A 13,704-nucleotide genomic window follows, 5' to 3' on the forward strand; every position below is an offset into this window, starting at 1 on the left:
CAGCAGCCGCACGGTCGAGGAGGCCGGCGCCGTCGGTCATCGGGCTTCGCCGTCCGCCGTCCAGTTCTCGCGATTGATGCGGCTCGGCTGCACGCGCGGCGGTTCGCCGGGCATCTTCGGGAAGTCCGGCGGAAACGGCAGCTCGCCGAGCCCGTCGTCGAGGTCGCGCTGCCACCACTCGAGCAGCGTGTCGATGCGGCCCGGCTTCGAGAGCAGGTCGGCCCAGGGGTCGCCGACGTCGGCGAGCCGCTTCGGCACGGTGCGCACCGTGAAGGCGGCCGGGTCGACGCCGTCGAGTTCGTCCCACGTCAGGGGGGTCGAAACGGTCGCGGTGGGCAGGGCGCGCGGGCTGTAGGCGCCGGCCATCGTGCGATCGCGGTTGGCCTGGTTGAAGTCGATGAAGATGCGCTCCCCGCGCTCCTCCTTCCACCAGTTCATCGTGACCTTGTCGGGCAGTCGCCGCTCGAGCTCGCGCCCGGCGGCGATGACGGCGTGGCGCACGTCGAGGAACTCGTGCGTCGGCTCGATGGGGCAGAACACGTGGATGCCGCGATTGCCGCTCGTCTTGAGGAACGCCGTCAGTCCCGCCTCGGCCAGCACCTCGCGCAGCGCGGGCGCAACGGCCGCGGCATCCGCGAAATCGGTGCCCGGCTGCGGGTCGAGGTCGATGCGCAGCTCGACGGGGCTGTCGGTGTCGGCGGCGAGGGACGCCCACGGGTGGAACACGATCGTGTTCATCTGGACGGCCCAGACGGCGGTCGCGATCTCCGTGAGGATGAGCTGCGGATGCCTCCGCCCGCTGTTGTACGTCACGGTCTGCGCCTCGACGAACCCCGGTGCGCCCTTCGGCGGGTTCTTCGAGTAGAACCGCTCGCCGTCGACTCCATCGGGGAACCGCTCCAGCGACACCGGCCGGTCGCCGTTGGAGGCGAGGAAGGGCTCCGACACGGCGATGATGTACTCCGCCAGCTCGTGCTTGGTGATCCCGAGCTCCGGCCACAGCACCCGGTTCGGACTGGACAGTCCCACCTCGCGGTCGCCGTCCGGTCCGGGGATGGTCAACATGATGCGCTCCGACGCCATGCCTCGACCCTAGGCGCGGCGCGCGACATCCCGCACCCCTCTGAGGCGCGCGGCGTCACGCCGTCGCGCGGTCACTTCTCGACCGGGAACACCATGTGCGTCACACGCGTGCTCGGAATCACCACGGTCGGATCTCCGAGGCGCACGACTGCCGGGTCGACGTCAGCGAAGTAGCGGTGGCCGCTCCCGAGCACCACGGGGACGAGGTCGATCGCGACCTCGTCGACCAGACCCGCGGCGAGCGCCTGCCCGGCGATCGTTCCGGCGGCGACGCCGACGTCGCCGTCTCCGGCGATCTCCTTCGCCCGGGCGATGGCGGCCCCGATCCCGTCGGTGACGAAGTGCGCGTTGCCCGTATGGGCGTGCGCCCAGTCCGTCGGCGCCTCGTGGGTGACGACGACGAAGGGCACACCCATCGGGTGCTCGCCCTTCCACCCGTCGGTGATGTCGAACAGCAGCCGGCCGACGACGAGGCATCCGACTTCCTTCACCCACCCGCGCCAGAACTCGGCGCTCGTGGGGGTGAGGTGGAAGGGCGGGAGGTCTCCCTCGTTCCCGACCTCGACGTCGCCCGCCTCGTACCAGTCGAACAGCCGGCCGGGGTCGTTGTTCTCGTGGGCGACGAATCCGTCGAGGGATGTCGAGGCCGACGTGATGACCTTGCCCATGTCAGTGTCCGAGGGCGAGCATTCGGTCGAGCTTCTCGTAGCCCTCGCGCATGCCGCGCTCCATGCCCTGGGCGACCATGCCCTCGAGCACCTCGATCGTCGGGAAGACGCTGTGGTCGACGAGGCGCGAGCGCCCATCGGGAAGGGACTCGAAGCGGATCATGTCCATGCTGACCTCGTCGGGCCAGCCTTCGAACTCGAACGTCTGGATGATCAGCTCGTTCTCGCGGACGGTGTGGAAGACGCCGCGGAAGCCGTATTCGCCGTCGGCGTCGCGCTGCACGAACCGGTAGCCGCCTCCGGTGCGGAAATCCCAGTGGGTGATCTCGGTGCGCTCCTCGCCCGGTCCGATCCACTGCGTGAACAGCTCCGGGTCGGCGTGAGCGCGGAACAGGGCGTCGACGGGCGCGTCGAACTCGCGAGTGATGTCTGCGTACGACGTACCCGGGACGGTGTCGACGATGAGCGGGTTGCTCATGATTCCTTCTCCTTCGTGCGGGTGTTGGGGGTTCTTCTGCGAGGGGCTTGGAGGGCTTCGGCGGTGGCGAGCACGGCATCGAGGCGGCGGTAGGCGCGTTCTGCGTCGAGCCGGTAGCGGTCGATCCATGCGGTGAGGCGCTCGAGTGCGGCCGCGTCGAGGTGGACGGGCTTGCGCTGCGCCTCCCGCGTGCGCCAGACCAGGCCTGCGTCTTCGAGCACGGTGATGTGCTTCGACACCGCCTGGAGCGAGATGGCGAACGGCTCGGCGAGCTCGCCGAGTGTGGCGGAGCCGCGGCTCAGGCGCGCCACGATCGCGCGGCGGACCGGATCGGCCAGCGCGGCGAACGCCCGGTCGAGCACGGCATCCTCGTCTGTCATCAATCAATCCCTTTATCAATCACTTGATTGATAACAAGATAAGACGGAACGGATGCCGCGTCAAGACCTCTATCAGCCGGTGGCGGGCAGCAGCGGCGCGAGGTCGGCGCGTGTGAGGCGGATCCACGGACCCGCGGGGTCGACGATGACGCCGGCCAGCCCAGAATCGCCGAGCGCCGCCGCGAGCTGCGATGCGGTGACCGGCGCGGCCTGATCGCCGCGACCCATCACCGCGACCTCGAGCGGGTGCGAGTACACCTCGAGGTAGCGGGCGCCGTCCTCGGAGCGCCCTTCGGCGATGCCGGGCCGCCCGTCGTCGAGCTTGCCGACGGCGACCCACAGGGGCGCGCGCGTGAGCGCGTCGGCCACGGCCGCCGCGGTCTCGGGCGTGCGCTCCCCCGCGAGGAGCGTCTTCACGGCGAGCTGCTCGTCGACCTTCTCGACGATCTTCTCGAGCAGGGCCTTGGGCAGCACCGCGCGCGCCGGCGCCGAGGATTGATCGATGATCAGCCCTTCATACGGGCCGGCGAGCACGTGCCGTATGACCGAAAGGACGGGCTGGCCCATCGCCGACGTGTCGACGTCGCCGTCGGCCCGCACGCTCGCCTGCAGGGCGGACCCGCTCGAGTACGCCAGGGCGAAGCTGCGATCACCGACCTTGACCATCGCGAGCGGGAGTTCTTTGCCCTCTGCCAAGAGCGCCCGCGCGTCGCCCTTCACCCGCAGAAAGAGGTGCCCCTGCAGAGTCTGGCGTGCCACATCGAGGAGAGCCTGCGGCGCGGTGCCGTCGGCGAGCCGGGCGAGCGATTCGCGCACCAGCACGTTGTCGCGAAGGCCGGGGACGGTCTCTGCCTCGCGTGGCGCGACCTTGGTCGCCGCGCGAGCGGTGCGGCGCGGGTGCAGGTCGGGCCGGGAGGCTCCGAGCCCCCCGAAAGACGAGACCGAGATGGAGACGGATGCCGCGGCCGCCGCATCGGCGTCGAGCACCTCTTCGGGAACCGTGGCGTCGTCAGGCGCTCCGTCGAGGTCCGCGGCGGGCGCGGCATCCTCCGGCTTCGGCTCAGGGGAATCCTTCGGGCGGCGCGAGAAGAGGGCCATGGTCCGAGCCTAACCCGCGGTCCTCCGACGCAACCGAGACTGTCCCCAGGCCCAGCCGGCGATGGCTGCGCGGCCCGGTCTCACGAATTCCTCTACAGCTTCGCGATCGGCGCGATCTTGATCAGCAGCTTCTTCGGTCCGGCGGTGTCGAAGCGCACGTGCGCGACGCGCTTCGCGCCCTCGCCGGTGACGGCATCCACTCGACCCTCACCGAAGTCGTCGTGGCGGATGCGGTCGCCCGGGGCGAGTTCGAGGTCGCCGTTGTCGCGCACCTTCGCCGGGATCTTGTTGGCGAACCGGTCGATCGAGCCGCTCGGCTCTCGCCGTGCGAGGGGAACGAGGTCGTCGCCGTAGCGCTTGCCCGAACCGCCGTACCCGGAGCCCGACTGACGGCGGGCGTTGAGGGCCCGCGACTGCGTTCCCCCGCGGGAGTTGACGTCACCGGGCGACTGACGCCAGTTCAGCAGCTCGTTGGGAATCTCCTGCAGGAAGCGGCTCGGCATGGCCACGGTCACCTCGCCGAACTGCGCGCGGGTCATCGCGAGCGACAGGTAGAGGCGCTTGCGAGCGCGCGTGATGCCGACGTAGAAGAGCCGCCGCTCCTCCTGCGGTCCGCCGGGCTCGCCGGCCGAGATCCGGTGCGGGATCAGGTCCTCTTCGACGCCGGTGACGAACACCGCGTCGTACTCCAGGCCCTTCGCGGTGTGGAGGGTCATGAGCGACACCGAGCCCGAGGCATCCTCCAGATCATCCGCGTCGGAGACGAGGGCGACCTCGGCCAGGAAGTCGATGACCGTCCCCTCGGGGTTGTTGCGCGCGAACTCCCGCGCGACGGCGACGAGCTCGTCGAGGTTCTCGATGCGCGCCTCGTCTTGAGCGTCCTTGCTCGCGCGCAGCGCGTCGTAGTACCCGCTCCGGTTCAGCAGCAGCTGCAGCCCTTCGGCCACCGCGGTGGGAGGCGCAAGTTCGCCCGTGGCGGGCAGCATGAGAGCGGATGCCTCGGCCAGCACCGTGTCGAGATGCGCGATGGCCGCCTGGATCTTGGGGCCGACCCCAAGTGCCGAGGAGTTCGCAAGCGCGTCACGGAAGGTGATCTGCTCGTCCTGCGCGTAGCGCGAGATGGCCTCGATCGTGACGTCGCCGATGCCGCGCCGCGGCCGGTTGATGATGCGGCGCATCGCCATCTCGTCGGCGGGATTCGACACCGCGACGAGGTAGGCCAGGGCGTCCTTGATCTCGGCGCGCTCGTAGAACTTCGTGCCGCCCATGATCTTGTAGGGCACGGCCGAGCGGATGAAGATCTCTTCCAGCGCACGGGACTGCGAGTTGGTGCGGTAGAAGACCGCCATCTGCGAGTAGTCGATGCCCGCCTTGCGGAGCACCTCGACCTCGTCGGCGACGAACTGGGCCTCGTCGTGCTGCGAGTAGCCGGTGAACCCGACGATCTGCTCGCCCGCGCCGACATCGGTCCACAGCTTCTTGTCTTTGCGATCGAAGTTATTGCTGATGACCGCGTTCGCGGCCGAGAGGATGTTCTGCGTCGAGCGGTAGTTCTGCTCGAGCAGCACGACCTTTGCGCCTGGATAGTCGCGCTCGAACTCGCTGATGTTGCGGATGTCGGCGCCGCGGAACGCATAGATCGACTGGTCGGAGTCGCCGACCACGGTGAGCGACGCGCCCGCCTTGTCGGGATCGTCGGCCGGGTCGGCGTCGAAGATCATCATTCCGCCAGACGACGCGATAGGCCCGGCATCCGATCCGATCGGGCGCGTCAGCTCGTGGATCAGCGCGTACTGCGCGTGGTTGGTGTCTTGATACTCGTCGACGAGGATGTGCCGGAATCGGCGCCGGTACACGTCGGCCACGTGCGGGAACGCACGGAACAGGAACACGGTCTGGCCGATGAGGTCGTCGAAGTCGAAGGCGTTGGCCCGCTGGAGTTCTCGCTGGTACGCGGCGAACAGCTCGACGAAGACGCGCTCGGCGGGATCGCTCATGTTGGCCGACCGCGCGTAGGACTCGGCATCCGACAGCTCGTTCTTGAGCTTCGAGATGCGGCTCTGGGTTGCCGCAGGCGTCAGGCCGTACGCGTCGGCCTCGTGCTCCTTCACCAGGCGCTTGATGAGCGCACGCGAGTCGCCGGAGTCGTAGATCGTGAACGCCTTCGTGAAGCCGAACTGCTCGGCCTCGCGGCGGAGGATGCGCACGCACGCGGAGTGGAACGTCGAGATCCACATGCCCCGCGCGGTGTCGCCGACGAGCTGCTCGACGCGCTCGCGCATCTCGCCCGCGGCTTTGTTCGTGAAGGTGATGGCGAGGATCTGGCTCGGCCACGCCTCGCGGGTGCGCAGCAGGCTCGCGATGCGTCGGGTCAGCACGCTCGTCTTGCCCGAACCGGCGCCGGCCACGATGAGGAGCGCCTGGCCGCGGTAGGTGACGGCGTCGCGCTGCGGTGCGTTGAGACCGGCGAGGAGGTCGTCGTCGGGGCGCGCGTCGCCGGGCTGAGGACCGCGATCTCCGCCGACGATGAGAGGAATGGAGGCGTCGGTCATGTCCCGACAAGTCTAGGCGCGAGCGGTGACACCCGCGTCTAGAGCAGTCGCCGCTCCGACGCCCACGCTGTGAGCTCGTATCGCGACGAGAGCTGCAGCTTGCGCAGCACCGCGGAGACGTGCGTCTCGACGGTCTTCGTCGAGATGAACAGCTCGGCCGCGACCTCCTTGTAGGCGTACCCGCGCGCGATCAGCCGCATGACCTCCTGCTCGCGAGCCGAGAGCCTGTCGAGCTCGTCGCTGCGGGTGGCGGTCTCGCCCGCGACCGCTCCGAACGCGTCGAGCACGAAACCCGCGAGGCGCGGCGAGAAGACGGCATCGCCGTCGGCGACGGCGTGCACCGCCCGGCTGACCTCGGCTCCCGACGACCCCTTCGTGATGTAGCCGCGCGCCCCGGCGCGGATGACCCGCACGACGTCCTCCGCCGCATCCGACACGCTCAGCGCCAGGAAACGGGCCTGCGGCGCGAGAGCTCCCGCACGACGCAGAACCGCCTCGCCGCCGCTCGCATCGGGGATGCCCGCCTCAGCTGCACCCGGAAGATGGACGTCGAGCAGCACGACATCGGGCTTGAGCTCGGCGATCGCCGAGACGGCGGAGGCGACATCCGCTGCCTCGCCCACCACGTCGAGCGAGGCGTCGAGGTCGGCGCGCAGTCCGGATCGGAAGATGGAGTGGTCGTCGACGAGGACGACCCGCAACGTCTCACCCACGCCGGGCCTCCTCTCCCGCGAAGTGCAGGTGGACCTCGGTGCCGACCCCGCCCGCCCCGGGCCTCACCGTTGCGGCGCCGCCCGCTCGGCGCAGACGTCCGATGATTGATTCGCGGACTCCGAGACGATCGCCGGGAACGGCCTCCAGCGAAAACCCCTGCCCCCGGTCGCGGACGTACACGTCGACCCCGGCCGTCGTCCCCTCGATGTAGACCGAGACGTCTCCGCCGGCGTGACGCGCCGCGTTGAGCATCGCCTCGCGGGCAGCGGCGGCGACCTCCCCGCTCGCCCGCTCGGTCGACAGACCGGCCGAGACCACGTCGATGCGCACCGGGAAGTCGAGCTCGAGCGCGCCCGCGTAGTCACGGAGATCGGTCGGCAGATCGCTGTCGGCCGGACTGTCGCCGTCGTAGAGCCAGGAGCGCAGCTCGCGCTCCTGCGCCCGCGCGAGCCGTGCCGCTTCACTCGAGGCGCCGGCCCGGTTCTGGATGAGGGCGAGGGTCTGCAGCACCGAGTCGTGGAGGTGCGCCGCCATCTCGGCGCGCTGCTCCTCGCGGATGCGGCGCACCCTCTCGCCCGACAGCTCGCGCCATTTCGCGATCAGAGTCGACGAGTAGACGGCTGCGATGCCCGCGATGATCGTGACGGCGAAGAGGAACGCGACGAGTCCCGCCTCCTGCATGATCGCGACCTGCATGGCGACCAGTGCCACGAGGATCGCCGTCACCGTGAGCCGAACCGAGAGCTCGTGCCGCGGCCCGCGGGCCGGGTCGTCACGGTCGACGAAGGTCGCCCACATCCCCGCCGCGACCGCGAACACCGTCGTCGCGCCGACCCACACGAACCAGCTCGGCTGGGACGAAATCGGCACGTCCGCCGAGGTGAGGGCGAAGAGCGTCGCGGACGTGCCGACGAGGCACACGCCCGCGGCGGCGCTGAGTGTCCAGGCGACGGGGACGCGCCGCGTCGGCGCGGCGTCCCCCTCCTGCCACGGCGTGAACACCCACACCCAGGCGTAGAGCAGCACGCCCGCACCCCACAGCAGGGTGAGGAGCACGAAGATCGTCCGCACAGCGGCCGGCCCCCACCCCAGATGCGTCGCGAGAGCTTCCGAGGTGCCCGACACCTGGCACGCCCGGGGGCGGCGCAGCGGCGCGCGCTCGCGCGCGGCAGGTACGGCGGACGAGGTCATGCCGCCATCCAATCACCCTCGTCTGCGGGCCGAGGACCACAGTGACGAAGATCAGGGTCCGCTCAGGGGATCACCCCATGGCGAGCGTCGGCGCGGACCGCGGAGGATCGATGCATGACCGACGCCACTGCCGCACAGGATGCTGCGCCTCTCGCCGATCCCGGACCACCGCCGCCCCCTCCCGCGGGACGCCCCCGCGGATGGGACCGCGTGTTCGAGTGGCTGACCGACCTCGGCATCGCACGCGGCGACGGCTGGATCGGCGGCGTGTGCGCGGGACTGGCCGCCCGCATCGGCATCGACCCCGTCATCGTGCGCGGCGTCTTCGTCGTCGCCGCGCTGTTCGGCCTCCCCATGTTCCTCGTCTACGGCATCGCCTGGGCGCTGCTCCCCGACATCCTGGGACGCATTCACCTCCGCGACCTGTTGGCGCGCCGCTTCGATCCGGCCATGGTGGGAATCGGCCTGATGCTCCTCGTCGGGCTCTTCCCCGTCGTCCCGTGGTTCTTCGCGGCGGCCCTCCCCTTCGGCCCCTTCTTCGACTGGTCGCCCTGGGGCGCGTTCTGGACGCTCTTCGCCGTCGCCGCCATCGGGGGCGTCATCTTCCTCATCGCGCGGTCGTCATCGCACCGCGCTCCCACGTCCGGGGTCGCACCTGTGACGGATCCGCGAACGGCTTCCGCGGATCCGAGCGACTCCGGCGAACCCGCGCAGGACCATTCGGGCGTCCGCGCGACGGCGGATCCGGCGAGTGCCGACGACTCAGCATCGTCGACCGCCGGATCCGCCCTCACTCCCCCGCCGGCCGAGCCTTCCGCGCCGCTCTCGGCGGCGGATGCCGAGGTCGTGGCGTGGCGAGAGCAGCACGCGGCGTGGAAGCATCACGACCACGCGTGGCGTCGTCAGCAGCAGGACGCCGAGCGCGCAGCGCGCGAGCAGGCCCGGGCCGAGCGGGCGGCGGCCGCGGGTGTCTTCGCCGTGGAGGCCGCGGAGCGACGCCGCATCCATCGCGCGTCGAACCCACGGACGAGCTTCGGGTATGTCGTCTTCGCGATGGGGGCGGCACTCGTCATCGGCGCGATCACCTCGCTCTGGCGTGGCGCCGTCGAGCCGGGCGAGCCGATGATCACCGTCGCGTCCGGACTGTTCGCGTCGGCGCTCGTCGTCGCGATCTCGATGATCGTCGCCGGCGCGATCCGTCGCCGCAGCGGATTCCTGGCCTTCCTCGCCGTCGCCCTCCTCATCGCCGGCACGGCCACCGCGGCCGTACCGGTTGCTCGCGGCATCGTGTTCGGCGACACGAGCGTCAGCTCGTGGGAGCCCCGCGACGTCACACAGGTCTGGGGCCACCTCTTCATCGACGTCGGCGACGTCGGCGACGCCGACGGCGCTGCGCCCGACCCGATCAGGATCGACAAGCGCAGCGGGTCCACGTCGATCTGGGTCGGAGCCGGCGTGATCCTCACCCTTCAGGTGACGAGTCCCGGCGGTGTCCAGTGGTCGACGAACGACGACCGGACGGGCGAGGTCATCGCGGACGGCGAATGGGACGGCGCCGAGCTCGCCGACGGCAGGACCGTCGTACGCGAGCGGATCGACAACGCCCGGCCCGGCTCCGACATCCCGCCCACCCGCCAGACGGTGATCCTCGATCAGCAGTCCGGCACCGTGTCCGTCGACATCTACCAGCCCTGAACGGAGTCCCCCATGCTCACCGAACCCACCGTCCCCCTGGTCGCTCCCGTCCTCGCCGAGGAATCCCCTGCGACCCCTCCGGCTCCCCGCGTACGCTGGGCCGGCATCGTCTGGGGCGCCGTCTTCGCGCTCATCGCCGTCACCGCGCTGTGGGTGCTGGCCGAGGCATCGCGTCTCGCCGCCGTCCACGAGTGGCTGCTGACCCTCTCGCCGGCCGAGCTGCATCCGGGGTGGGTGATCGGGATCGTCGTCCTCGCGGGCGGCCTCCTGCTGCTCATCCTGGGCGGCGTGGCCCTGCTGCGCACCGCGCAGCTGCGGGCCACGGTCGAGCGGTGACCGCCACCGTCACCGGCTGGCTCTCAGCGGGCCGCTGAGAGGATGGACCTCGTGCGCACCCTCCTGAACATCATCTGGCTGATCCTCGCGGGGTTCTGGCTGTTCCTCGGCTACGTCCTCGCGGGTGTGCTGCTGTGCATCCCGATCATCACGATCCCGTGGGCCATCGCCTCGTTCCGGACCGCGAACTACGTGCTGTGGCCGTTCGGTCGCACCATCGTCCCGAAGCCGACCGCCGGCGTCGGCTCGTTCCTGGGCAACGTGATCTGGGTGATCTTCGCGGGCTGGTGGCTCGCGCTCGCCCACATCGCCTCGGGGATCGCGCTGTTCATCACGATCATCGGCATCCCGCTGGCGCTCGCCGACTTCAAGATGGTGCCGATCTCGCTCATGCCCCTCGGCAAGGACATCGTCTCGACGCGTCAGGGCGCGTTCGACCGCACTCTCACATCACGCTGAGATCGTCGGCGGCCACCGATACGGAGGGGGATGCCTCGTCCCGTCGTCGCCACGGCACCGCGAGCAGCAGCCCGATGACGAACAGCACTCCGCCGAACGCTGCGGCGATCCACGGCGTCTCCGGCGGGATCTCGAGATAGGTCGTGATGCCGAGGATGCGCGCGAGGCCCCAGGGCAGCAGGCCCATCTCGTCGTTCCAGAGCGTGAGCGCGCGCTCCAGGCCGATGAGCCCGATGACGAGCGATGGCACGGCCAGGCCGGCGCCGATCGCGGCGAGCACGTATCCCGTGGCGCGGCGCGCGCGAACCTGGATCGAGAGCGCCCAGCCCGCTGCCACGAACACCCAGACGAAGAGCGCGAACGCGACGGCGATGTACGCCGTCCGGAAGACGGGCTCGGTCCAGAACGCGAACCAGTAGCCGCCGGGACCCGAGAACGACAGCGACGCCAGTGTGACGATGCAGCGGAGCACGATCACTCCCCCGACCGCGGCGATCACCGGCCACGGCGAGCGCCGGCCGACGAAGACGCGCACCACGATCGCGAACATGGCCCACGCGCCGAACACGACGGCCAGGTGCGTCCACGACAGGAACGACGTCTGCACGGCGCGCGTGGCGATCAGCAGGGCGGCCGGGATGACGAGCAGCAGCCAGCGATCGAGCTCGAGCATGCCCAGGGTCGACTCGCGAGCACGCCACGGTCGGGTCGATGCGATCCAGGATGCCCGGGCCGCCGCGGCGCCGGGACGACGCACCAGGCTCGTGCGAGCGGCCACCGCGCCGATCACGACCCACGCCAGTGCGAGGAGCAGCAGCACGCGCGCCATCCACGCCATGGCCAGATCGCGCTCGGCGCGTTCGACGCCGAGCTGCGCGGCCGTGAGGTTGTACGCCGGGTAGTCGATGTCGCCCTCGTACTTCTCGAGGTGCGCGGCGGCGAGCGCCTCGTACTCGACCCGGTCGGCGTCCCACGCGGCGTACGCGTCGGGAGAGAGGGTGTCGTGCCACTCGCCCTGGTGCAGGATCATCGCGCGGTATGCCGCCAGGAGGCGCAGCACGTCGGCCTCGTAGTCCAGCGTCTCGGTGAACGCCGCGTGCATCGCGGGATCGCGCCAGGTCGAGGCATCCGTCGCCGCCACCGTCTCGCGCATCCGCTCGACCGTCGCGACGGCCTCCTCGCCGCCCGCGATCGCGGCCTCTATGTCGCCACCCGTCGCGTCGCGCGAGATCGCGTAGAGGACGTCGAGCACGGCGGAGTCACCGGTGAGGATGTCCCACTCGAAGATCCACATCATGGGCGGCGGCTCGAGGCCGATCGCGAACACGCGCTGATCGGCGAACTGCTCGATGTACATCCCCTGCTCGATCGCCTCACGCGACAGGCCCATGGCCTCCACGATCGCGCCGACCGTCTCGGGATCGTCGGAGAACCACTGGCGCGCCCAGCCCGCCGTCACGTCGGCGACGTCGGTCTCGGGGTCTCGGGTGAGCGCTGCCGCGACGACCGTGTCGAGCTCGTAAAGCTGCCAGAACCCGGCCTTGAGGTACAGCGTCATCGGTCCGGCGCGCCAGGGGCCGCCGTCCTGCGTCCATACCCAGACGCCCTCGATGTTCGGGTTGGCGTCGAGCAGCGTCTGCAGCGCGTACTGGTACTCGCGCCCGAGGTCGTTGGGGAACGCCCCGAAGTTCTCGAACTCGCGCCGCGACTGGAACTCGACGATCCGCCGCTGGGCGCCCTGCTCGAGCGTGTCGTTCAACGGGAGCCAGCTGTAGAAGTCGCCGAGCGTGTACTTCGTCGACACGATCAGCGCCGGGGAGTCGATGCCGCCGAGCACGGCCTCGTAGGAGGCCGGGTTGGTGTGCATGTCGCCGACGGCGCCGACGCCCACGCTCCAGGTGCGGAAGATCACTTCGCGATCGGATGCCTCGGCCTGCGCGCTCAGCGTCTCGAGCATCGTCCGCACGGCCGTCGGCGTGCGCACCGCGAGCTGGGAGTAGTAGTCCCAGCCCTCTACGTCGTAGACCTGCCCGGCCTCGCCGATGCGGATGAGGATGCCGTCGAGGGCGGGCTCGGCGTCGTAGAGCTCATCGAGCCCGGCGGCATAGACGTCCCACAGCGCGGGGTTCTCGGTGTCGAGCGACCCGAACGTGTCGACGAGGTAGTCCTCGAGCGGAGTCGTGAGGGTGAGCATGTCGGTGCGGAGGAAGACGTCCATGCCGAGGTCGTCGGCGTGCTGCCAGAACGGCCCGAACGCCTCGCGCAGGGCGAGCGCCTGCGCCCGATGCTCGTCGCCGGGCGTATAGACGATGCCGCCCTCGACCTCGTCGAACGCGACGAACTCGACGAATCCCGGGAAGGCCAGCGCGTTGTAGCCGTTCGCGAGCGAGTGGCGCACGAACTCGTCGAAGTCGGCGAAGGCCTCGGCGAGCGCGGCCTCGTCGATGTAGGGAGCCTCCGGGAGGAGGACGTCGGCGAAGGCCTTGGACGCATGCGAGTAGTCGGTGCCCGGTTCCCACGCGGCGGGATCGGGCTCGACACCGACAGCGCCCATGTCGACCATGCGGAACGGAAGGGCCGAGGTCACCTCCTCGCCGAGGTGCTCCGCGACGGACTCCCCCGTGCGGATCTGTGCCGCAAGGTCGTAGATGCCGCGCACGGCGCCGGTCTGGCTCGCCGCCTCGATGCGGAGGGCCGAGCCGGTGCCGGCGAGCCGGTACGTCTCATCGGCCTCGTCGCCGTCGCCGGCGACCACGGTGAGCGTCGTGTCGCCCTCGCGCTCGAAGGCGTCGGCTGTGGCATCCAGCAGGCTGTCGATCGCGGCGTCGTAGCGCGCACCCTCGGGCGCCTCGACGCCGGTCCAGCGGGGGGCGGGCACCGCCTGGCCGAGATCGGGGACGGTGGGAGCGGCAGGCGACATCTGCTCGGCGGGCTCGGTGCGGATGCCGAGCGCATCGCCCACGGCCACGCCGAGGCCTGCCCCCAGTGCCACCAGCACGACCGTCGTGACGACGGCGAGGATGCCCCGCCGTGTCGCCTTCGTCATGCGA

The 13,704-nt window shown here is 70.4% G+C and carries 12 protein-coding genes; 3 read left to right on the top strand and 9 right to left on the bottom strand.

The window, feature by feature from the left end; all coding sequences use genetic code 11:
• Positions 1-36 precede the first annotated feature (36 nt).
• The 8 genes from ligD to EER34_RS17175 all read right to left on the bottom strand — a co-directional run bounded on the left by ligD (position 37) and on the right by EER34_RS17175 (position 8,164).
• The gene (gene ligD / locus EER34_RS17140; RefSeq protein WP_127476897.1) at positions 37-1,083 is read right to left on the bottom strand and encodes a non-homologous end-joining DNA ligase; all 1,047 of its coding nucleotides are present in this window, start codon (positions 1,081-1,083) and stop codon (positions 37-39) included.
• A gap of 71 nt (positions 1,084-1,154) precedes the next feature.
• Positions 1,155-1,751: a dihydrofolate reductase family protein gene (locus EER34_RS17145; RefSeq protein WP_127476898.1), complete on the bottom strand. Its 597-nt coding sequence runs from the start codon at positions 1,749-1,751 to the stop codon at positions 1,155-1,157.
• Between the two features lies 1 nt (position 1,752).
• Complete coding sequence (locus EER34_RS17150) at positions 1,753-2,229, bottom strand: SRPBCC family protein (RefSeq protein ID WP_127476900.1); 477 nt, start codon at positions 2,227-2,229, stop codon at positions 1,753-1,755.
• Positions 2,226-2,609, bottom strand: a complete 384-nt coding sequence (locus tag EER34_RS17155; RefSeq protein ID WP_127476901.1) for an ArsR/SmtB family transcription factor — start codon at positions 2,607-2,609, stop codon at positions 2,226-2,228. The genes EER34_RS17150 and EER34_RS17155 overlap by 4 nt, the downstream gene beginning before the upstream one ends.
• A gap of 72 nt (positions 2,610-2,681) precedes the next feature.
• A complete protein-coding gene (locus EER34_RS17160; RefSeq protein WP_127476903.1) occupies positions 2,682-3,707 on the bottom strand; it encodes an SseB family protein in 1,026 nt (341 codons plus the stop codon).
• Between the two features lie 92 nt (positions 3,708-3,799).
• The gene (locus tag EER34_RS17165; protein ID WP_127476905.1) at positions 3,800-6,259 is read right to left on the bottom strand and encodes an ATP-dependent helicase; all 2,460 of its coding nucleotides are present in this window, start codon (positions 6,257-6,259) and stop codon (positions 3,800-3,802) included.
• Positions 6,260-6,297: 38 nt separating this feature from the next.
• A complete protein-coding gene (locus EER34_RS17170; RefSeq protein WP_127476907.1) occupies positions 6,298-6,972 on the bottom strand; it encodes a LuxR C-terminal-related transcriptional regulator in 675 nt (224 codons plus the stop codon).
• Positions 6,965-8,164, bottom strand: coding sequence for an ATP-binding protein (locus tag EER34_RS17175; RefSeq protein WP_127476909.1), 1,200 nt, complete (start codon positions 8,162-8,164; stop codon positions 6,965-6,967). Before EER34_RS17175 ends, EER34_RS17170 begins: the two co-directional genes overlap by 8 nt.
• 114 nt (positions 8,165-8,278) lie before the next feature.
• Here EER34_RS17175 and EER34_RS17180 point away from each other — a divergent pair, with 114 nt between their 5' ends.
• The 3 genes from EER34_RS17180 to EER34_RS17190 are packed head-to-tail and all read left to right on the top strand — an operon-like array spanning position 8,279 to position 10,654.
• Complete coding sequence (locus EER34_RS17180; RefSeq protein ID WP_127476910.1) at positions 8,279-9,859, top strand: PspC domain-containing protein; 1,581 nt, start codon at positions 8,279-8,281, stop codon at positions 9,857-9,859.
• 12 nt (positions 9,860-9,871) lie between these two features.
• Positions 9,872-10,195 (top strand): hypothetical protein, encoded by a 324-nt coding sequence (locus EER34_RS17185; RefSeq protein WP_127476912.1) that lies wholly within the window; start codon positions 9,872-9,874, stop codon positions 10,193-10,195.
• 51 nt (positions 10,196-10,246) lie between these two features.
• Positions 10,247-10,654 carry a YccF domain-containing protein gene (locus EER34_RS17190; RefSeq protein WP_127476914.1) on the top strand — a complete coding sequence of 136 codons (408 nt, stop codon included), beginning with the start codon at positions 10,247-10,249 and terminating at the stop codon, positions 10,652-10,654.
• Here the strand turns inward: EER34_RS17190 and EER34_RS17195 are convergent.
• A complete protein-coding gene (locus EER34_RS17195; RefSeq protein WP_127476915.1) occupies positions 10,641-13,700 on the bottom strand; it encodes a hypothetical protein in 3,060 nt (1,019 codons plus the stop codon). The genes EER34_RS17190 and EER34_RS17195 overlap by 14 nt on opposite strands.
• Positions 13,701-13,704 lie beyond the last annotated feature (4 nt).

The sequence above is a fragment of the Microbacterium sulfonylureivorans genome (genome assembly GCF_003999995.1).
Taxonomy (GTDB): Bacteria; Actinomycetota; Actinomycetes; order Actinomycetales; family Microbacteriaceae; genus Microbacterium; species Microbacterium sulfonylureivorans.

Bases quoted from the DNA above. Each gene is read 5' to 3' on its own strand.
- ligD (WP_127476897.1), bottom strand. From the start codon at position 1,083: ATGGCGTCGGAGCGCATCATGTTGACCATCCCCGGACCGGACGGCGAC.
- EER34_RS17160 (WP_127476903.1), bottom strand. From the start codon at position 3,707: ATGGCCCTCTTCTCGCGCCGCCCGAAGGATTCCCCTGAGCCGAAGCCG.
- EER34_RS17155 (WP_127476901.1), bottom strand. From the start codon at position 2,609: ATGACAGACGAGGATGCCGTGCTCGACCGGGCGTTCGCCGCGCTGGCC.
- EER34_RS17180 (WP_127476910.1), top strand. From the start codon at position 8,279: ATGACCGACGCCACTGCCGCACAGGATGCTGCGCCTCTCGCCGATCCC.
- EER34_RS17145 (WP_127476898.1), bottom strand. From the start codon at position 1,751: ATGGGCAAGGTCATCACGTCGGCCTCGACATCCCTCGACGGATTCGTC.
- EER34_RS17175 (WP_127476909.1), bottom strand. From the start codon at position 8,164: ATGACCTCGTCCGCCGTACCTGCCGCGCGCGAGCGCGCGCCGCTGCGC.
- EER34_RS17165 (WP_127476905.1), bottom strand. From the start codon at position 6,259: ATGACCGACGCCTCCATTCCTCTCATCGTCGGCGGAGATCGCGGTCCT.
- EER34_RS17150 (WP_127476900.1), bottom strand. From the start codon at position 2,229: ATGAGCAACCCGCTCATCGTCGACACCGTCCCGGGTACGTCGTACGCA.
- EER34_RS17195 (WP_127476915.1), bottom strand. From the start codon at position 13,700: ATGACGAAGGCGACACGGCGGGGCATCCTCGCCGTCGTCACGACGGTC.
- EER34_RS17185 (WP_127476912.1), top strand. From the start codon at position 9,872: ATGCTCACCGAACCCACCGTCCCCCTGGTCGCTCCCGTCCTCGCCGAG.